Consider the following 19,111-nt stretch of genomic DNA (forward strand, 5'->3'; position numbering starts at 1 on the left):
AATCGAATAACGGCCGAGGGTTTTCCTCGGCGCGCGATGCAAGGAGACACCCATGCACAACACCCTCGAACAGATGACCGTCTGGAGCCTGATCAGTGATGCCAGCCTGCTGGTGCAGGCGGTAATGCTTATCCTGCTGCTGGCCTCGCTGCTTAGCTGGTACCTGATCATCCAGCGCAGCGCCGTATTGCGCCGCAACGAGCGCCTGATGAAAGACTTCCAGCTGCGTTTTCGCAGCGGCCACGATCTGGCCCAGCTGTACCGCGAAGGCAGCGATGGGGTGGATGAGGATGCCGGCTTGCAGCAGATCTTCCAGGCCGGTTACCACGAGTTCGTCCAGCTCAAGCGCGAGCCGGGGATTGCCGGCGAGCTGGTGATCGACGGTGTCGAGCGCTCGCTGCTGGTGGCCATCAGCGAGCAGGAAGAGCGCCTGGAGAAGGGCCTGCCGTTTCTCGCCACGGTCGGTTCGGTCAGCCCCTATATCGGCCTGTTCGGCACCGTGTGGGGGATCATGAATTCCTTTATCGGCCTGTCCCAGGTGCAGCAGGCGACGCTTTCCACGGTCGCCCCGGGTATCGCCGAAGCGCTGATCGCCACGGCCATTGGCCTGTTCGCGGCGATTCCCGCCGTGATCGCCTACAACCGCTTCAGTGCCCGTGTGGCCACCCTGAGCACGCGCTACTACGGCTTTGGCAACGAATTGCAGGCGCGTTTGCACCGCAAGCTACACGCCGCCAGCAGCCACGTCAGCGCCGCCGCCTGAGGAGCCCGCCATGCGCAAGCCGATAAATAAACACGCGCCTAAGGCCGAAATGAACGTGGTGCCTTACATCGACGTGATGCTGGTGCTGCTGGTGATCTTTATGGTCACCGCGCCGATGCTCACCCAGGGCGTGAAGGTCGAGCTGCCCAAGGTCGCCAGCGAAGCGCTGCCCACCGATACCCAGCAGCAAATCCTTACCCTTTCGGTACAGGCTGACGGTGGCTATTACTGGAACCTGGGCAGCGAGCTGAACACCGAACAGCAGACCGACAGCACCGTGGGTCTTGAGGAAATGACCGCTCAGGTCACGCAGATCATCGCCGAGCGCGGCGACACCCAGGTGTATATCCGCGCCGATCAGGCCGCCGACTACGCCACTGTGGTGGCCGGTATCGCCGCCTTGCAGAAGGGCGGGGTGAGCAACCTCGGCCTGATCACCGAGGCCCCGCAGTGAGCAGTGTGCTGATGGACAATTCCGCTTCTGTTATCTGGCCCAGATTGCCAATCTCGCGCCTGCGCAATGCCCAGGCCGCCTTGCTGACCTTGGTCCTGCATGCATTGGTGCTGGCGCTGTTGCTGGCCAACTGGCCGGTGGAAAAGCCCGCAGCGCCGAGCATCAACACCATCAGCATGCAGTTGCTCAGCCTGCCGCCACCAGCGCCGGTGGTGGAAACCCCGGTGCCCGTGCCGGTCGAAGCCCCTTTGCCGGAAGTGCGTGCGCCGGTGCAGCCGCAGATCGACCCGCGTATCGCCCAGCAAAAACTGGAACAGGCGGCTCTGGCGCATAAGCGTGTCGAGCAGGAGAAGCTTGCGCAGGAACGCCAGCGGTTAGCGCATCAGCGTCAGGAGCAGGCTCGGCAAGAACAGCAAGAGCGCGAGCAGGCGCAACAACGCCAAGCCGCCGAACAGCTTGCCGCGCAGCAACGGCAGCAGGCCGCCGATGCAGTTGCCGAGCAGGCGCGCCAGGCCGAAGCCGCTGCGGCGGCCAGCCGTCAGTACCTGCCGATTACCAAGCAGGCACCGGCTTATCCGCGGCGGGCGCTGGACAAGGGCATCGAGGGCGAATGCACCGTCAGCTACACGGTCAACGCCCAGGGTCAGGTTGAACAGCCCGAGGTGGTGGGTGCCTGCCATCCCTTGTTTATCCGACCGTCCTTGGCCGCTGCGCAGAGCTTTCGCTACCAGCCGCGGGTGATCGATGGCCGCGCCGTTGCCGTGCCCAATGTGAAGAACACCTTTACCTACCGTATCGAATAAACCTCTGCTCGCCGTCCAGGCTGCTCTTCTTGGAGCGGTGTGGGCCGGTGTGCGCCAATTTTTTGCGAGAGCCGTGATGAACCAGGATCACCAACAGTTTCACGCCAGCCTTGAAGCCCACGACGATGTGGCGATCAACCCCAGCGCCAACCCGGCGCTGAGCGACTTGCTCAATCCTGCGCGGCGCAATGTGCTCAAGGGTGGCCTTACCCTTGCCGCACTCGGTTTCTTCGCAGGCGGTATCAGTGCCTGCCGCAGTGCCAGTGCCAGCCCGCTGCTGGGCTTCAAGGGCGTGCCGGTGCAGATCGACCCGCAATTCGACCGCGTGCTGGTTGCCGAAGGCTATAGCGCCACGCCGTTTTTCTCCTGGGGCGACCCGGTCGAGGTCGGCGCGCCGCAGTGGAACCCGGATGCCAGCGACGACTGGCAGGCGCAGCTCAAGCAAGCCGGCGACAACCATGACGGCATGGATTTTTTCGCCTTTGAGGGCGAAACAGACCGTGGCCTGCTGGTGATGAACCACGAATACGTCAACCCACCGCTGCACCCCGGCAACCTGATCGACCAGAGCAAGCCACGGCCGTTGGACGAGGTGCGCAAGGAACAGGCCGCCCATGGCGTGTCGGTTATCGAAGTGAAAAAAGATGTGGACGGCCAGTGGCAGCGGGTTATGGATTCGCCCTATAACCGCCGCATCAGCGCCCTGACCGCCATGCGCATTGCCGGCCCGCTGGCCGGGCATGAACTGATGCAAACCGTTGCCGACCCCACAGGCCTTGAAGTGCTCGGCACGATCAACAACTGCGCCACCGGCATCACGCCCTGGGGCACCTTCCTCACCTGCGAGGAAAACTGGCACAACTACTTTATCAACCGCGATCAGGCCGACTACGCCACGCGGGTATCGCACAAACGCTATGGCCTGGCCAAAGAAGGCACCAGTAAGAACTACGCCTGGGAAAGCGCCGACCCGCGCTTCAACGCCACCCCCGATCCGCAGCAAGCGCATGGCGGCTACGTCAACGAGCCCCATCGCTTTGGCTGGGTGGTGGAAATCGACCCCTTCGACCCGCAGGCGCAGCCGGTCAAACGCACCGCCTTTGGTCGTTTCGGCCGCGAGTGCGCGGCCCTGAGCCTGGGCGATGACGGCCGCATGGCGTTCTACTCCGGCGACGATGCCAAGGGCGAGTACGTTTACAAGTTTGTCCCCAGCGGGCGCTTTGATGCGGCTAACCCCAAGGCCAACCGCGACCTGCTGGATGAAGGCACTCTCTACGTCGCGCGTTTCGATGCCGACGGTTCCGGCCAATGGCTGGCCCTGGTGCACGGACAAAACGGCCTGACCAACGCCAGTGGTTTTACCAGCCAGGCCGAGGTGCTGCTTAACGCCCGTGCCGCCGCTGACTTGGTGGGTGCAACGCCGATGGATAGGCCCGAGTGGGCGGCCGTGCATCCCGCCAGCCGTGAGGTGTATGTGGCCCTGACCAATAACGATGGTCGCGGCGACAAACAACCCACCGACAAAGCCAACCCGCGCCCGCAGAACCTGCATGGGCAGATCCTGCGTTTCAAGGAGCAGGGTGCCGACCCTAGCGCTGAAACCTTTACCTGGGAGCTGTTTCTGCTGGCAGGCGAACAGAAGGGGGCCAAGGATGCCAACGGCAACGTGGTGCCCGCCAACCTTACCGGCACCATCAACGGCGATATCTTTTCCTCACCCGATGGTCTGGCCTTCGACAGCCACGGCCGTTTGTGGATACAGACCGACTACGGCGACGATGAAACGGCGATGCAGACCATGGGTTGCAACCAGTTGCTGTGCGCCGACCCGAGCACTCGCGAGGTAAGACGTTTTCTGGTCGGCCCGCGCGGCTGCGAAGTCACCGGCCTGGCCTGGAGCCCGGATGGCAAGGCGATGTGGGCGAATGTGCAACACCCCGGTATCAGCTACCCAGCCAGCGACGGCCAAACTCGGCCGCGCTCGACCACGGTGCTGATAACCAAAAATGATGGCGGGGTGATTGGCAGCTAAGCCGCGAGGGCAGGGGCTGCTATAGCCTTGAGCGGCTTATCTAAACGAGCGTCAACGGCCAGGATTTCTGGCTGTTGACGGTGGCGAGTGGGGGGCCGGACGCGGTGGTTGAGTGCCCGTTTAGGCAGGCCGCTCAACGGACTCAATGCCATTTCAGGCGCGCTTCAATTCCTGGCCGGCCATGTCTTCGCGGGCAGAGCGCAGTTGAGCGGCATCCAGGTTCATGCGATGGATCACGTTGAAGAGTTGCTGCCTGAGCACCTCGTCGCCAATCCTTTCCGCCGCGCGCATCACGGCAACTGCGGCAGCTTCGTTGTTGCTGGCTACCTGGTCGAGCGTTTTACAGATGTGTCGTATTGTGCGGCTCACAAGCGTGTCCTCCTGAATTTGTGTGTGCACTGTAGAGCCGGCATATTTCTTTTTGATTTCAGCATCTCACTTGTCTGGTTGGGCTGGCGGCGCAGGTCACCGGCTTTATCGACCGCTGTGTGGGCCTGGCAGCCGCGGGGCTTGGCGTTGGCCGTTGGTCACTTGCCTAGGGCCACGGTCCATAAAATCCTCTCGATCATGAGGATTTACTTGATAAATCCCTTTTGATGGATAAAATCCGCACAGATGTGAGGATTTTCTGCTTCGCCGTATATGTATGGCGATTATCCTTTCGCTCGTGAGGATTTATTCAATGAAGTTTGAAATCGATACCCCTGAGCAGCTCGGCATGCTTATCCGCGCCAGCCGTAAAGCCTTGGATATGCGCCAGGACGATGCGGCCGGCACTATCGGCGTAAGTGAAAACTTCCTCGGCAAGGTCGAGCGCGGCGGCGAAACGGTGCAGTGGGGAAAGCTCTTCCAGGTGATCAAAGAGCTGGGGCTGAGCGTAACGCTTGAGGTCCCGCAAGCCTTTGCCCCTGAAACCCTGGAGCACTACCAAACTATCCAGCGCAAACGTCAGCGCACTGTGGATGCACAGCCTGATACCTCGCAAAACGAGGTGCGGTGATGCCGCGGGTGCTCAATATCTGGATCAACAGCGTCATGGTGGGGGCGTTGCGCGAGTTCAACGGCCTCTGGGCATTTGCCTATAGCCAGGAGTGGTTGAACCGGGAGGATGCCCATCCCCTGTGTCCAGGCCTGCCGCTGCAGAGCGAGGAGCATGTCGACGGTGCCAGTGTGCGGCCGGTGCAGTGGTACTTCGACAACCTGCTGCCAGAGGAAGGACAGCGCCTGCTGATTGCGCAATCGGTGGGTCGCGCCTTCGAGGATGCATTCGGCCTGCTGGAGTACTTCGGGGCCGAGTCGGCAGGCTCCCTGACCCTGCTGCCTCCGGGGGAAGTACCAGAGGCGGGTGGGCTCAGGGCGCTGTCGTACGAGGAGCTGTCGACACGCATACAGGACATGCCGCGGGTACCGCTGGCCGAGCGCTCAGCCAAGAAAATGTCCCTTGCTGGCGCTCAGCACAAGGTGGCGGTGATCCTTCGCGATGGGCAGATTCTGGAACCCACCGGCAGCACGCCGTCCACCCATATCCTCAAGCCCGACCACCCGGATGTGGCCTGGGCTCACTCGGTGATCAACGAGTGGTTCGTCATGACCCTGGCCAAACGCCTGGGCCTGAATGTGCCGCAGGTGACCCGGCTCTATGTGCCTCAACCGGTCTATCTGATCGAACGCTTCGATCGCCTGCCCGAGCAGCCGGACTGGCGACGCCTGCACTGCATCGATGCCTGTCAGTTGACCGGGCTGTCGCGCGAGTTCAAATACAGCGCTGGCAGCGTATCGAGGCTGAACACGATCACCAAGCTGTGCGTGCCGCCGGTAAAGGCCCGTGAAGCACTGTTCAAGTGGCTGGTGTTCAACGTCCTGGTCGGCAACGAAGATGCCCACCTGAAGAACTTGAGTTTCCTCGTGGGCAGAAAGGGTGTGGCCTTGTCGCCGTTCTACGACTTGCTGTGCACGGCGGTCTACGGCACCCGGGCATTTGATCAGGACAAATGGCCGGGCCAAGCCGCGCTGGCCTGGCCACTCAACGGGGTGGCGAACTTGTCTGCAGTCAGCAGGGCGTTACTGGTTGAAGTTGGCGTCGATATGGGCATCAAGCCCGCGACGGCGAACAAGCACATCGATCAGCTGGCGGATAATGCCTACGCTCAGGCCAAGGCGCTGCAGGAGGAGGTGGCGCAGCAGAACGAGGCACTTATCCAGACGCGCCCCGAGATTCGCGCAACGCTGAACGGTGAGATGCGCTTACTGCGGGCCATGGTTGAAATCGTTATCCGCGAAATGGCCAGGCAAATCAGGCGGGTTGCCGATTAGCTCTGGGACTGCCGATCATCGGCGCGTCACTGAGGCTGCGGCCCGCTTCAATATTCTGGTTCTGGGCGGTCGCAGCCCCGTTAGCGCTGACACCTCGAGTGACTCCGTTTGAGCGAGGGCTTTGCGCCGAGACGGCGCCTGGCATATCCCCGGACTGCTTAGCGGCGCTTGCCAAACACCGATTTGGGTGTCTTGCCAAAAAAACGGGTAAAGGCTGCGCTGAAGTTGTTGGGGAACTTGTAGCCCACCTGGTAGGCGGCCTGGGCCACCTGGCAGCCGCTTTCGAGCAGGGTATAGGCCTTGCGCATGCGCATCTCGTGAAGCATGCGGTGTGGGGTGGAGTTGAAGCGGTAATGCAGGCCTTCCTTGAGTTTGAATTCATTGAGCCCTACCGCGGCGCACAGGTAGGGAATGGTCAGGGGTTGGTCCATCTGCTCGATCATGATGTCGCGGGCGTGGTCGAGTTTTTCGATGTCGGTCGCGCTGAATTGCAGATTTTCCGGGCTGTCCGTGGGGGCCAGCAGTTTGAGCTGCTCGGAGAGCAGGCTCAGGGTATGAATGTGCATGTCCAGAGTGCTGGTTGCGCCTTGATTGAGGTAGCGGATCAGGGCGCTGGCATGGCTGCTGGAAGCCGCCGAGGTCTTCTGGAATGCCAGTTGGCGGACGCTACCGTTACCCAGCAATTGGCGGGTGCGCTGTTCGCCGATGTACTTGCTGAGCATGCTTTCGCCGATCAGCAAGCGTAATTGGGACACCGTCGTACCGGCTTCGTAGCAGCGTTCGCCGAGGCTCATCTGAAACGAGGTAATGGTGGTGTAGCCGGCGCGAAACGGCACCGCCGACCCATCCGCACCCTTGTAGCCGGAGTCGCCCTGCATGCCGAAGGTAATTACCAGCATGTGCTGGTTATACGGGCTGACGGTTTCCTCAATCAGATTATGCGTGGGACGGTAGCGCAAGCGCACCACCGAAAGATCTTCATCCAGAGACATGCGCTCCGAGTAGCACTCGCCCACGTCTTGCGGCAACTGCTGGCGCATCCAAACGCCCTCATTGCTACTGACCAGTCGCGAGTGCGCTGACGCAACTCGATAGGTCTGGGAAACCCTCTGCAATACCGCCACTTTTACTGCCCTCCCTTGATTTGGCTCCGCCTCGCATATGGATTGATCCAGAATCCATATGAATACAGATGATAAGTATTCGCATTAATGAATAGCATGTTTTCACTGCAGCTGCCATCGCAAAACAAGGCGGCGCGCCTATTCATTGCTGGGGAAAACCATGGTCAAGTCTGTGTTGGGCGTCAGGGGGGCTGTGCTCTTGATCGGCTGCTGGCTGGGCGGCGTGTCGACGTTAAGCGCGCAGACAGAGCTGCCGCCAGTGGTGGTCACGGCGAACAAGATCGAGCAGATGCAGGAGGCGGTGCCGGCCAGTCTTTCGGTGCTCAGTGGCGAAGACCTGGGTAAAGGTGCCATCGACGATCTGCAGCAGCTGGCTCGCTTGACCCCTGGCTTCACCTTTCAACCCTTTGGTCAGTCCGGGACCAACGTGCCGGTGGTGCGCGGACTTACCTCCAGCCCGACAGCGTTTTCATCTGCGATGCTGATGCTCGTGGACGGGGTTCCGACTCTGATGGGGCAGGGCTTTGACCATAACCTGCTGGGGGTGGAGCGCGTCGAGATCCTGCGTGGCCCTCAGTCCACGCTCTATGGTCGAAACGCCGAAGCTGGCGTTCTGAATATCTACACCCGCCAGCCTGGCAGCGCACCCTATGCCCGTATCGAGGTGGGCGCAGGCAGCCGTGATCAGCGCACTCTGGGGGTGGATGCGAGTAGCGCTTTACTGGCGGACACCCTGTATGCCGGGGTGGCCGGGCAGTGGCGTGAGCAGGACGGCTATATCGACAATGCCTATCGCGGCGGCCAGGCCGATGACCGCGAACGGCAGAGTGCACGGATGGTACTGCGCTGGACCCCGGGTCTGGCTACTGAGGTCAACCTGCGTTACAGCCGTCAGGATTATCGCGATGGCGGATCGTTGTGGGGGGCGGCAAGCGCTGAGCGGCAGGAGGTGCGCTCCGGGACGTCGAGCTGGAACCACTCAAGCGGTCGCAGCCTGTCGCTGGATGTGTTGCATGAGTTCGATTCCGGGCTGAAGTTGCGCTCGATCACCGCGCGCAATGATTTCTATGACCGGGTGCAGCAGGACACGGATTTTATGCCGGAAGACCTGTTCCATCTGGCGCGCGACTACCACATCAATACCCTGTCCCAGGAGTTCCGTCTGGAGGGGCAGTGGCGCGACAACCAGTGGCTGCTTGGTGCCTACGTTGATCGCGATGACCACGATCTGTCGTTCAGGCAGAAATTGCCCCTGCGTCTGGTTCAGACCGATGTCCAGCTGGGCGGCAATACCACGGCCCTGTTCGGCCAATGGCTGCTGCCCTTGGCCGAGCGCTGGAGCCTGACCCTCGGAGCCCGTAGCGAGCAGAACAAGGTGCATATCGACCCGGCCATCGGTAGCCGCCAGAGCGATACATGGCAACGCTTCAGCCCCAAGGCGACGCTGCAGTACCAGTGGCAGCCCGATGCCTATCTCTACGCCAGTTACGCCGAGGGTTTTCGCGCCGGAGGGTTCAATGCCTTCTCCAGTGCCGCCAATTACCCCGGCTACGACCCGGAAAGAGTCAAAACCTACGAAGTAGGAGCCAAAGGCTGGCTCGACGACAAGCGCCTGCGCTACTCGGCGGCGCTGTACTGGATGGACGTGGGCGACATGCAGGTGCAGCAGATTATCCAGCCGGGGGTGGTGTACATCACCAATGCGGCCTCGGCGCGTTCCACCGGGCTCGACCTGGAAGCCGAATACCTGCTCGCCGACAACTGGCGGCTGGTCAGCGCGGTGGGCCTCAATCGCACCCGCTTCGAGCGCTTCAGTGAAGGCCGCAACGACTATCAGGGCAACCGCAACCCCTATGCGCCGGACCTCACCGGCCATCTCGGCCTGCGCTATGACGCCTCTGCCGGCTGGTACGCCCAGGGCAGCGTCAGTGCCGTCGGCAAGACCTATCTGGATGCGGCCAACCAGTACAGCCGTGGCGGCTACGGGTTGATCGATCTGAATGCCGGCTACGCGTTCAGCCACTACGGCATCTCCGCCTATGTAAAAAACGCTACCGACAAGCGCTACGACGCGGTCGGCTACCTGAATGGCAGCGCCAGGGTTTACAGCCCTGCGCGCGAAATCGGCCTGCGGGTCAGTTACGAACTCTGAGTGATAACAAGCATGAGCTGCGCACGATGAAACCTATCAACCTGGCAACACCTCACCCCCTGCAACCCTACTGGGACCTGGCCCTGGGGGCAGTTCGCGGCGATGCTCTGCGCATTGCCCTGGAGTGGAAGCTGTTCAATCTGCTGCAGGTGCCGAGCAGCGCTCTGGCGATTGCCCGCCAGTTGCAGCTTGACCCGAGTAACACCGGTTACTGGCTGGACGCGCTATGGAGCATGGCGCTGCTGGAACGCGACGAGCGTCAGCCGCCTCGCTACCGCAACACGGCGGTGGCCAGCGACTATCTGCGCGCCGATGCGCCGGATTACTGCGGCGATGCCTGGACCTTTCGCCTGCGCGGCTTGCGCTATTTCGGCAGCCAACTGGGCGACCAGGTGTGCGCCGGCCAGCCCAGCGGCCAGGCAGCGACCGTGGCGAGCAACATCGACAACTGGACCACTGCCGCGCGCTTGCAGATCGCCCAGGAGCAACGGGCGGTCACCGTGGATCTGGCGTTACGCCTAATGGCTCAGGTGCCGGAGTTCCCTGACGCGCGACGCATGCTCGATCTGGGCGGTGGCCCGGGGCTGGTGGCCATCGCCTTGGCCCGGGACAACCCGATGCTCTGCGGTGAGGTTTTCGACTTCACTCAGACCGTGGACGTGGCCGCGGACAATATTCGTCGCGCCGGCCTGGAGCAGCGCCTGGAGGTACGCGGCGGCGATCTGGCCAGCGACCCGATCGGTGAGGGTTATGACCTGATCTGGTGCTCCTCGGTATTGCATTTTGTCCCGGACATGGCCGCGAGCCTGGCCAAGATCCATGCCGCGCTACGCCCGGGCGGCGTACTGGTCAGTGCCCATGCAGAGATCCCCGCCGATCTCGAGCACGCCAGTCGGGTGATGCCTTACTACCTGTCGATGCAGATGCTCGGACGCCAGGTCACCCACGCCGGTGGCTTGCAAGAAGCCTTGCAGCAGGCCGGCTTTATCGACATCGACAGTTACCCCGAAGTGGCCTTCGCCGTAGCTCCTGTGTCGGTGCTGGTGGCGCGGCGGAGTGGTCTATGACTGGCAAGGGTGAGGCCTGGCGTCTGCAGCTGCTGTTTGGCTGGCTGAACTTCGTGCTGGTGGTGCCGAGCATTTACCTGCTGCTCGGCTTGCCCCTGGTGATGCGTGAGCACGGCTGGTCCGGCACCGATATCGGACTATTTCAGCTGGCCGGGCTGCCGGCGGTGTTCAAGTTTCTGCTGGCCTTGCCTGTGCAGCGCTACCGCTCGGCACACGGCCACTACCGACTCTGGGCCCTGGTGCTGTGCCTGTTGCTGGCTCTGTTACTGGTACTGGTTAGCCAGCAAGGGATCACCAGCAATCGCGGGTACCTGTTTGGCCTGGCTTTCGCCGCTGGGGTGCTGGCCACCTGGGCCGATATTCCGGTGAATGCCCTGGCGATCAAATTGCTGCCGCAGTCCCAGCAGATTCGTGCCGGGAGCATCCGCTCGGCGGCGCTGTTTCTCGGTGCCATTGTCGGTGCCGGGGTGATGTTGCTGGTGCAGAGCCGCTGGGGTTGGCAAGCGCCGTTTCTGCTGATGGCCGCAGGCTTGCTGCTGACGTTGCTGCCCCTGACCTGGCTGCGTGAAGGTCGCAGTAGTGGCGCTATCGCTGAGCCAGTCGGCCCCTCCCTGGCCGACTGGGCGGGTTACTTCCGTCAGCCCGGTGCGCGGCTGTGGACCTGGGTGTTGTTGAGCAGTTTTCCTTTTGTGGGTGCCGCCTGGCTCTACCTCAAACCCTTGCTGCTCGATGAAGGCATGACTGCACCGCACGTGGCCCTGATTGCCGGTATCGGCGGCGGCGTGGTGGGGGCTCTGGCCAGCCTGCTTGGCGGTCGTGTGGTGCAGCGCCTGGGGCCGGGGCGGACGATTCCGCTGTTTATGCTCTGGGCGTTGTTCGCCTTGTTGGCGCTGACGGCGGCGGTGGCCGTGCAGGCCGGGATGGCCTGGCTGTTGGCTGCGGCCTTTCTATTGGCCACGGCCATGGGCGCGGTGTCGAGCCTGGTTTTCACCCTGATGATGTTTTTCTCCCGCGCGCAGCGGCAGGCCGCCGACTACGGGCTGCAAGCCAGCCTGTTTGTGCTCACACGGATGCTGGTGCCGATTGCCGCCGGAGTGCTGCTCGACCATAGCGGCCACCTGGGCATGCTGGCGGGCCTGTCTCTGGCGATGTTTGTGGTCTGTGCCCTGGCCCTGGCGGCCCGGCGCTCAATTGCGCTGGCCACGGCCGGCCTCTACACGAGTGCCGACAAGGCAGTGAGGGCAGATCCGGGTTTGGTTGACGGCTCTGGGCCAACGCAGCGAGCTATTTAATCGTAAGTCCGACTTGAGTAGGGATGAGTCAATGAAGGCAACCTTAGGTATCTGTCTGGTTACCCGGGATCAGCCTCTGATCGAGGATGTGAGCTTTGTCATCGAGCAGTTGCAGGCAGGCTTGCAGCCACCTGCCCGCGTCGCTGACTGGCCACTGGTGATTGGAGACTGCGAAGAAATGCATCGCGCCCTGGGGCCGCGGCCCTGTAACGAAGCGGTGCTGGAAACCCTGATGGTTCAGGCTCAGCGCTACCTGCAAGGCTGCACCGCAAATGCGGCGGCGCTGCCCGATCTGTGGATGATGGCTTTCGGTTCGCTCAAGGAAGCACAAGCGCAGCTGCGCCTGCAGGGCTCGCAGCTATCTAGTGAGCTGTTTATTCTCGACCTCGGCGAACAGCTGCAGGCCGGGGATTGCGATCCTTTCGACGAACTTATCGCCACGGTACCCAATCCGCGCCTGTCGCCCCATTCGGCGTTGCTGTATTGCAGTCTGTCAGCCTTGCCGGGATGGATGAACACCACGGGCGGTAATCGCCATTTGCGGGTAGTGGGCCAGGATCGGGCAGCACGCCGCGCGGACCTGCTGCGGATTGTTCTCGATCACCTCGAGCACGCCTATTTCAACCGTTTGCTGGCGCGCTCCATCGGCGGACCGCTGCTGCCGGTGAGCCTGGCCTGCGAAGTAACGCGTTTTATGCGCAGTCGCTGGCAGGAACGCTGGGATTTTCATTTCTACACCGGCTCCATGGTGGCTGGGCTGATCCAGTCCATGCAGCAGAGCCTTGTTGGCACCAGCGTGCGTTGCCTCAGTGGCTGCAATGAACATAGCCTGGCGGTTAGCGCGATGGCGGGTTGGCAGCTGTTTGGCCGGGCCTATGTGATTACCGTGACCTCGGGGATGATCGATGAGTTTCGCGGCACCCTGGCCAACCTCAAACGTATCGGTGCACCTGGGCTGATCATCTGTGCCGATAGCCCGGAAAGTGTCTGGTATGCCTTTCAGGGCACCCATGATGGTGACAACGACGGGCGTCGGGTGATCGAGGCCAAAGGTCTGCGTCAGGTGTTTATCCGCAAGGTCGAGGAGATCGGTAGCTGCCTGGAGCAGGCCTTTGCCATGCTGGCAGAGCGGGCCGAACCCGTGTTTATCCTCGCTTCCCAAGGGGTATTGGAGTCGCGTCCCAAGGTACCTCTGGATGTACGTCTGCCGGAGCCGTCGGCTATCCCGGCAACGGCCCTCAGTAACAGCCAGATCGAGGCTTTGGACCAAGCTCTGGAACTGATCAACCAGCAGCCTCTGCATCTGCTCTGGCAGTGCGGCAAGCTCAGCGTCGAGCAGCGGCGACGGGTGCACGCTCTGGCCGAGCGCGGGGCCATTGCCCTGGCCGACAGCATTACCCAGCCCGGCAGTGTTGGCCCCTACCATGAGGGGAGGCCGGTACCGAATTATCTGGGACCTTTGTCGCTGTATGGTTTCAGTCGCCGGATCTATCAGTTCGTACACACCAATCATGAATTGAATGGGCCGCAAAGCCATTGCGTGTTCTTCCTCAAGGGCAAGGTTGACCAGGCCGCCACGCCGTTCTCCGAAGGCAAGCTCAAGCGTCAGTTGCGGGTGGTGCAGGTCAACCATGAGCCGCGGCATCTTTCGCCTTTTACCGATCTGGCCCTGGACGTGCCGTTGGATGTATTCCTCGAACATATCGAGCGCGGCTTGCAGGTCGAGCCGCATGTTCTTGCTTTGCGCCGGGCCAAGCTCGCGTCACTGTCTGCCACCAGCGAGAGCGTGGCGGCGGATCACATCGAAACCCTGCCGATGACCTCCAATTACTTCTTCCGTCGCTTGGGTAATCTGGTTCGTGAGCTGATCGAACAGCAGGATTATCGCTATATCGGCGTCTATGACGTGGGTCGCTGTGGTATCTCGGCGCTGCGCAACGTGCCGCGTACCGACCCGGGCTTTTCCGGCTGGTACGGACGTGCCCTGATGGGTGACGGTCTGATGGCTCTGCCCTATATCGCCATGACGGGTACCGGCAATGTACTGGCTTTTGTCGGCGACGGTGCCCGGGCTCTGGTACCGGATATCGAAGCGCGCCTGGCTCAGGAGCTGGCTAATGATCCCGGCGCGAGCAAGCGCAACGTGACCCTGTTCTACCTCACCAACGGTCTGTTATCGATGATCCAGACCTACCTCGATAAACGCTACGCCCACAACGGTGCGCAACAGGTTGCGGTGACCAGTGCCGCGCCGTTGGCGGCCACCCTGGAGCGGGTCGGGCCCATCAGTCTGCACCGCGAACGCCTGGAGACCTTCGATGAAGCGCGCCTGCGTAGCGCTCTTACTCGCCCCGGACAACTGAATATTTTCGACGTGTTGCTGGCCCACAACTCGGAAGGTGACGGCTTGAGCCTGGTCTCCGAAACCGCCTGGAACCGTCAATGAGCCAGAACCTAGGACAGCCCTCTATGAAATTCGGTTTTATCGCCCACCCGACCTCCATTGCCCTGCAGCGCCAGGTGAAAATTATTGATCTGCTGGATCGCACCCTCGCCGAGCAGGACAGCGGCTATCAGGCCCAGCTCTGGCAGCCACGCAACCTGGTACCGTTCGCCGATTTCGGGCGCATCGTCAGTGCCAGCGGTGCCACCTGCGAGGGGATTCTGCATTATTTGCCGCTTACCGCCGAGCAGATGCTCAGCCAGCCGCGTACCATCGCCGGGCGGGTGCTTGAGGGCGTGCAAAGCCTGAAAGAGCAGGGAGCGCAACTGGTTGGTCTGGGCGGTTTTACTGCGATAGTCGGCAATCGCGGTTTGCAGACCCTGGATCGTAGCGGTATAGCGGTGACCACCGGTAATTCCCTCACCGCCTATGCGGCCTACAGAAACGTGCTGGAAGCCATGGCGCGACTGGGGGTGGAGCCAGCCGACACTGAGGTGGCGGTGGTTGGCTACCCGGGATCGATTGCCCTGGTTATTGCCAAACTCCTGGCCCGGAGCGGTTGCCGTCTGCGTCTGGTGCACCGTGGCAGTGCCGACCAGGGCCGTGAGAGTCTGGCCTACCTGCCGGTTGAGGTGCACAGCCAGGTGCGCCTGACTGCCGACATCGACAGTTGTTATGACGAGGTGCGGTTCTATGTCGCCGCCACCTCCAGTGGCGGGGTGATCGACCCGTACCGACTGGCTCCAGGGTCGGTCGTGGTGGACGCAGCCTTGCCGCGAGACGTGTTGCCGTTCAATCACGACCGCAAGGACATCCTGATCATCGACGGCGGCCTGGTCTCCGCCAGCGAAGCCCTGCGTTTCGGCACCGAAACCCTGGGTTTGGCACCGAAGAAATTCCTCAACGGTTGCCTGGCGGAAACCTTGGTGCTGGCTCTGGAGGGGCGAGCCGAAGCGTTTTCCATTGGCCGTGAACTGCCCGAAGAACGGGTGCTGGAGATCGGTCGGATCGCCGAGTTGCACGGTTTTTCACCGTCGCCGATGGCCTCCTATGGCGAGCGCCTACGTGAGGAGGACTTCCAGGCGCTGCAGCGTTTCCATCGCCATACCCTGGCTCCCGTTGCCGTCGACCAGCCGGCGGCGTTGCGCGCCGAAACCCTGCGGTGCTTTGGCCAGCACATCAATCCGGTGCTGCGCGAGTTCTACCAGTTCAACCATATCGAGCGGGTATTTACCCATGGCAGTGGTTGCTGGCTGACCGACCTGGATGGTGGTCGTTATCTGGATTTTGTTGCCGGTTATGGCTGTCTGAACACCGGGCACAATCACCCACGTATCAGCCAGGCATTGCAGGAGTACCTGCAACAACAGCACCCGACCTTCGTCCAATACGTGTCGGTGCCGCTGCAAACCAGTCTGCTGGCACAGCGTCTCAGCGAACTCGCGCCAGGCAATCTGGAGCGGGTGTTCTTCAGCAACTCCGGCACCGAGGCCGTCGAGGCCGCGTTGAAGCTGGCCATGGCCGCTATGCAGCGCCCGCGGGTGCTGTATTGCGACAATGGTTATCACGGCAAGACCCTGGGGGCGTTGTCGGTGACCGGTCGCGACAAACATCGCGACCCGTTTAAACCGCTGCTGTCACGCTGCGATTCGATCCCCTTCGGCGATCTGGCGGCACTAGAAGCGGCCTTGGCTCAGGGGGATGTCGGGGCCTTCATCCTTGAGCCGATCCAGGGCGAGGGCGGGGTAATACTGCCGCCTGTAGGCTATCTGAAGAGGGTTCGCGAGCTGTGCAGTGCCTATGACTGCCTGATGATTCTCGATGAGATCCAGACCGGTCTCGGGCGTACCGGCAAGCTCTTCGCCTGCGAATGGGAGGCGGTGGTGCCAGATATCCTGGTGCTGTCCAAATCCCTCTCTGGCGGGGCCGTGCCAATCGGCGCGACTCTGTCCAGCGCGGCGCTGTGGAATCGCGCCTATGGCAGCATCGACACCTTCGCCCTGCACACTTCGACTTTCGGTGGCGGCAACTTCGCCTCGGCCTCGGCCCTGGCCACCCTGGATGTAATCGTCGACGAGGATCTGGCCGGCAATGCTGCGCGGGTCGGCGGGCAGCTCAAGGAGGCGCTGTGCGAAGCAGTCAGCGCTTACCCGTTTATCCGCGAGGTGCGGGGCGTTGGGCTGATGATCGCCATTGAGTTCGAATACAGCTTCGATGGTGGGGTTGAGGCCTTTGTGCGTGAATTCGCCAGTCGTATTCCCGGCAATGCTGCAGGCACCTATCGCATGCTCTCAGGCAAGGCCAAACGGCATATCGAAGAAGCCATCAGCGAGGTGGAAAAGAACTTCGAGGAGATGTTCGTCCTGCGCTTCGTCAGCAAGCTGTCGCGCGAGCATGGGGTGCTGACCTTTGTCACCGCCAACAACAATCGGGTGATGCGCATCCAACCGCCGCTGGTGCTCAGTGACGCCGAGGCGCGGCATTTTGTCGAGGCGTTCAGCGCCGTGTGCAAGGACATGTCGACTTTTCTCGCCTGACTGATAGGAGGGCCATACAAGCCCTCGCTAGAGGGCTTGTATCTATTCGTCGAGCGTCTGTCGGGAATTATTGAAATGCATACAAAAACGCATCATCTGAATATGAAAATCCAGGACCGTTTAATTGATTAATTAAACTTTCTGCCTGAGAATCAATTGCATTCAGTAGCAGGTATTAATCATGAAACTTCCAGCTCTTGTAGAACCCATTGCCAGCCTAAGTAATGAAGAAATAACCCGCTACAGTCGACACTTGTTAATTCCCGATGTCGGCCTGGAAGGCCAGCGCCGTTTGAAGAGCAGCAAGGTGCTGGTCATCGGTGCCGGTGGTCTCGGCTCACCTGCCTTGTTGTACCTGGCGGCAGCGGGTGTCGGCACCCTGGGTATTATCGATTTCGACCGTGTGGATGAGTCCAATCTGCAGCGCCAGGTGATTCATCGGGTCGCCACAGTCGGGCAGTTGAAGGTGGAAAGCGCCGCGACGGCGATCAGCGACCTCAACCCCCATGTGCAGGTCAATCTCTATGATCAGCGCCTGGAGCCGGAAACCGCAGTGCAGCTGTTCAGTCAGTACGATCTGATCCTCGACGGTACCGACAACTTTGCCACTCGCTACCTGGTCAACGACGCTTGCGTACTGGCTAACAAGCCTTATGTGTGGGGGTCGATCTTCCGTTTCGAGGGTCAAGCCTCGGTGTTCTGGGAGAATGCTCCCGGCGGTGTTGGCCTCAATTACCGCGACCTGTACCCGGAGCCGCCACCGCCTGAGCTGGCACCTTCCTGCTCGGAGGGCGGGGTGCTGGGCATTCTCTGTGCGTCCATCGGTGCCATCATGGCCACTGAGGCGATCAAGCTGATCACCGGCATCGGTGAGAGCCTGCTGGGGCGCTTGATGGTCTACGACGCCATGGAAATGTCCTATCGGCAGATGCCACTGCGGCGTTCTCCCCAGCGTCAGCCGATTACCGCCCTTAGCGACTATCAGGCGTTTTGCGGCCTGATCGCGCCCACGGGTGTGCAGCCCTCGGACATTCCGTCCATCAGCGCCCGGGAGCTGCAAGCCCTGCGTGAGCGCGGGCAGGATGTGCTGCTGATTGATGTGCGTGAACGCACCGAGTGGGACATCGTACGGATTCAGGGGGCTCAACATATCCCCAAGGGACCGAAGATCGCCGAACTGATCGAGAGCCGTTTCGGCAAGCGCGCCAATCTGGTGCTGCATTGCAAGTCGGGAATGCGCTCCAAGGCCGTCCTGCTGGAGTTGCAACAGCGCGGCTTCGACAATGTGCGCAACCTCGAGGGTGGCGTGCTGGCCTGGGTGCGTGATGTCGAGCCGATGTTGCCGAGTTATTGAGAGGCGCTGGCGGGGATGTTGAGAATCCGTGTCGGCCTGTTGGAGGCCATGCTGGAGCAAGCACGGCGGGATCATCCGCTGGAAACCTGCGGCATTATCGCCGCGCCTAGCGGGAGCAGGACCGCCGAACGGCTGATCGCCATGGATAACGCGTCGCGCTCGACGACCTTCTTCAGCTTCGCGCCGAAACAGCAGCTGGCGGTCTGGCGCGAGCTGGATGAGCGGGACGAGGCGTGTCGGGTGATCTACCACTCTCACACGGCCAGCGCGGCTTATCCCAGTGCGGAAGATGTGCAGTATGCCGGCGATGCTGCGGTGCACTACGTAATTGTTTCAACCTTGCCGGATATTGATGTGGCAGTGCGCAGTTTTCGCATCGTCAATCATAAAGTTACCGAAGAAAGTATTTATGTAGTTCGTTAGTGCTTGATGCCGGCAGTGCATTAAACATAGATCAATCAATTAATACAGGAGCCTTAATAGGCTCAGGGAGTTCTGCATGTCGATTTCCGTCATTGTGCCAACTTTGTTGCGCTCTTTTACCCAGGACCAGAAACGTGTCGAAGTTCAGGGGAGTACAGTTCTCGAAGTGATTGAACAGATGGAGCGGGAATACCCCGGGGTCAAGGAACGCCTGATCGGCGATGGCCAGGTGCACCGTTTCGTCAACATCTACGTCAACGATGACGACATCCGTTTTGCCGACAACCTGGCCACCTCCCTCAAGGCCGGCGATGCCATCACCATTCTCCCGGCGGTCGCTGGCGGCTGATTGCC

General features: G+C 61.4%; 16 protein-coding genes. 14 read left to right on the forward strand and 2 right to left on the reverse strand.

Annotation, left to right across the window (positions count from 1 at the left end; all coding sequences use genetic code 11):
* Positions 1-52 precede the first annotated feature (52 nt).
* From tolQ to VMP31_RS09480, 4 genes are all read left to right on the forward strand, one after another.
* Entirely contained in the window at positions 53-763 is a 711-nt protein-coding gene (tolQ, locus tag VMP31_RS09465; protein WP_325506405.1) for a protein TolQ, read from the forward strand.
* A gap of 10 nt (positions 764-773) precedes the next feature.
* Entirely contained in the window at positions 774-1,217 is a 444-nt protein-coding gene (gene tolR / locus VMP31_RS09470) for a protein TolR (RefSeq protein ID WP_325506407.1), read from the forward strand.
* Positions 1,218-1,228: 11 nt separating this feature from the next.
* Entirely contained in the window at positions 1,229-2,020 is a 792-nt protein-coding gene (locus tag VMP31_RS09475) for an energy transducer TonB (protein WP_325506409.1), read from the forward strand.
* Between the two features lie 76 nt (positions 2,021-2,096).
* A complete protein-coding gene (locus VMP31_RS09480) occupies positions 2,097-4,052 on the forward strand; it encodes a PhoX family phosphatase (protein WP_325506411.1) in 1,956 nt (651 codons plus the stop codon).
* A 153-nt stretch (positions 4,053-4,205) separates the two neighbouring features.
* Here VMP31_RS09480 and VMP31_RS09485 read toward each other — a convergent pair whose 3' ends face one another.
* On the reverse strand, positions 4,206-4,421 hold the full coding sequence (locus tag VMP31_RS09485; RefSeq protein ID WP_325506413.1) for a hypothetical protein: 216 nt from the start codon (positions 4,419-4,421) through the stop codon (positions 4,206-4,208).
* Positions 4,422-4,734: 313 nt separating this feature from the next.
* Here VMP31_RS09485 and VMP31_RS09490 point away from each other — a divergent pair, with 313 nt between their 5' ends.
* Together VMP31_RS09490 and VMP31_RS09495 are read left to right on the forward strand one after the other, a co-directional pair.
* Positions 4,735-5,052, forward strand: coding sequence for a transcriptional regulator (locus tag VMP31_RS09490; protein WP_325506414.1), 318 nt, complete (start codon positions 4,735-4,737; stop codon positions 5,050-5,052).
* Positions 5,052-6,365 carry a HipA domain-containing protein gene (locus tag VMP31_RS09495; protein WP_325506416.1) on the forward strand — a complete coding sequence of 438 codons (1,314 nt, stop codon included), beginning with the start codon at positions 5,052-5,054 and terminating at the stop codon, positions 6,363-6,365. Before VMP31_RS09490 ends, VMP31_RS09495 begins: the two co-directional genes overlap by 1 nt.
* Before the next feature lie 158 nt (positions 6,366-6,523).
* Here the strand turns inward: VMP31_RS09495 and VMP31_RS09500 are convergent, their stop codons facing one another.
* Positions 6,524-7,489 (reverse strand): AraC family transcriptional regulator, encoded by a 966-nt coding sequence (locus VMP31_RS09500; RefSeq protein WP_325506418.1) that lies wholly within the window; start codon positions 7,487-7,489, stop codon positions 6,524-6,526.
* 160 nt (positions 7,490-7,649) lie between these two features.
* Here VMP31_RS09500 and VMP31_RS09505 point away from each other — a divergent pair, with 160 nt between their 5' ends.
* The 8 genes from VMP31_RS09505 (at position 7,650) to VMP31_RS09540 (ending at position 19,106) form a co-directional block, all read left to right on the forward strand.
* Positions 7,650-9,641, forward strand: coding sequence for a TonB-dependent receptor (locus VMP31_RS09505; RefSeq protein ID WP_325506420.1), 1,992 nt, complete (start codon positions 7,650-7,652; stop codon positions 9,639-9,641).
* A gap of 26 nt (positions 9,642-9,667) precedes the next feature.
* Positions 9,668-10,708 carry a class I SAM-dependent methyltransferase gene (locus VMP31_RS09510; RefSeq protein WP_325506422.1) on the forward strand — a complete coding sequence of 347 codons (1,041 nt, stop codon included), beginning with the start codon at positions 9,668-9,670 and terminating at the stop codon, positions 10,706-10,708.
* Entirely contained in the window at positions 10,705-12,000 is a 1,296-nt protein-coding gene (locus VMP31_RS09515) for an MFS transporter (RefSeq protein WP_325506424.1), read from the forward strand. The genes VMP31_RS09510 and VMP31_RS09515 overlap by 4 nt, the downstream gene beginning before the upstream one ends.
* Positions 12,001-12,031: 31 nt before the next feature.
* Positions 12,032-14,446, forward strand: a complete 2,415-nt coding sequence (locus VMP31_RS09520) for a decarboxylase (protein WP_325506426.1) — start codon at positions 12,032-12,034, stop codon at positions 14,444-14,446.
* Between the two features lie 23 nt (positions 14,447-14,469).
* Entirely contained in the window at positions 14,470-16,980 is a 2,511-nt protein-coding gene (locus VMP31_RS09525) for an aminotransferase class III-fold pyridoxal phosphate-dependent enzyme (protein ID WP_325506428.1), read from the forward strand.
* A gap of 181 nt (positions 16,981-17,161) precedes the next feature.
* Positions 17,162-18,334, forward strand: a complete 1,173-nt coding sequence (gene moeB, locus VMP31_RS09530) for a molybdopterin-synthase adenylyltransferase MoeB (protein ID WP_325506430.1) — start codon at positions 17,162-17,164, stop codon at positions 18,332-18,334.
* A 15-nt stretch (positions 18,335-18,349) separates the two neighbouring features.
* Positions 18,350-18,757 carry a M67 family metallopeptidase gene (locus VMP31_RS09535; RefSeq protein WP_325506431.1) on the forward strand — a complete coding sequence of 136 codons (408 nt, stop codon included), beginning with the start codon at positions 18,350-18,352 and terminating at the stop codon, positions 18,755-18,757.
* Positions 18,758-18,833: 76 nt separating this feature from the next.
* The gene (locus VMP31_RS09540; RefSeq protein WP_030128828.1) at positions 18,834-19,106 is read left to right on the forward strand and encodes a MoaD family protein; all 273 of its coding nucleotides are present in this window, start codon (positions 18,834-18,836) and stop codon (positions 19,104-19,106) included.
* Positions 19,107-19,111 lie beyond the last annotated feature (5 nt).

It is taken from the genome of Pseudomonas sp. (assembly GCF_035512415.1).
Classification (GTDB): domain Bacteria; phylum Pseudomonadota; class Gammaproteobacteria; order Pseudomonadales; family Pseudomonadaceae; genus Aquipseudomonas.

Coding starts and splice junctions, on each gene's coding strand:
- tolR (WP_325506407.1), top strand. CDS start 774: ATGCGCAAGCCGATAAATAAACACGCGCCTAAGGCCGAAATGAACGTG.
- VMP31_RS09490 (WP_325506414.1), top strand. CDS start 4,735: ATGAAGTTTGAAATCGATACCCCTGAGCAGCTCGGCATGCTTATCCGC.
- VMP31_RS09525 (WP_325506428.1), top strand. CDS start 14,470: ATGAAATTCGGTTTTATCGCCCACCCGACCTCCATTGCCCTGCAGCGC.
- VMP31_RS09515 (WP_325506424.1), top strand. CDS start 10,705: ATGACTGGCAAGGGTGAGGCCTGGCGTCTGCAGCTGCTGTTTGGCTGG.
- VMP31_RS09540 (WP_030128828.1), top strand. CDS start 18,834: ATGTCGATTTCCGTCATTGTGCCAACTTTGTTGCGCTCTTTTACCCAG.
- moeB (WP_325506430.1), top strand. CDS start 17,162: ATGAAACTTCCAGCTCTTGTAGAACCCATTGCCAGCCTAAGTAATGAA.
- VMP31_RS09520 (WP_325506426.1), top strand. CDS start 12,032: ATGAAGGCAACCTTAGGTATCTGTCTGGTTACCCGGGATCAGCCTCTG.
- VMP31_RS09475 (WP_325506409.1), top strand. CDS start 1,229: ATGGACAATTCCGCTTCTGTTATCTGGCCCAGATTGCCAATCTCGCGC.
- VMP31_RS09535 (WP_325506431.1), top strand. CDS start 18,350: ATGTTGAGAATCCGTGTCGGCCTGTTGGAGGCCATGCTGGAGCAAGCA.
- VMP31_RS09505 (WP_325506420.1), top strand. CDS start 7,650: ATGGTCAAGTCTGTGTTGGGCGTCAGGGGGGCTGTGCTCTTGATCGGC.
- VMP31_RS09510 (WP_325506422.1), top strand. CDS start 9,668: ATGAAACCTATCAACCTGGCAACACCTCACCCCCTGCAACCCTACTGG.
- VMP31_RS09480 (WP_325506411.1), top strand. CDS start 2,097: ATGAACCAGGATCACCAACAGTTTCACGCCAGCCTTGAAGCCCACGAC.
- VMP31_RS09495 (WP_325506416.1), top strand. CDS start 5,052: ATGCCGCGGGTGCTCAATATCTGGATCAACAGCGTCATGGTGGGGGCG.
- tolQ (WP_325506405.1), top strand. CDS start 53: ATGCACAACACCCTCGAACAGATGACCGTCTGGAGCCTGATCAGTGAT.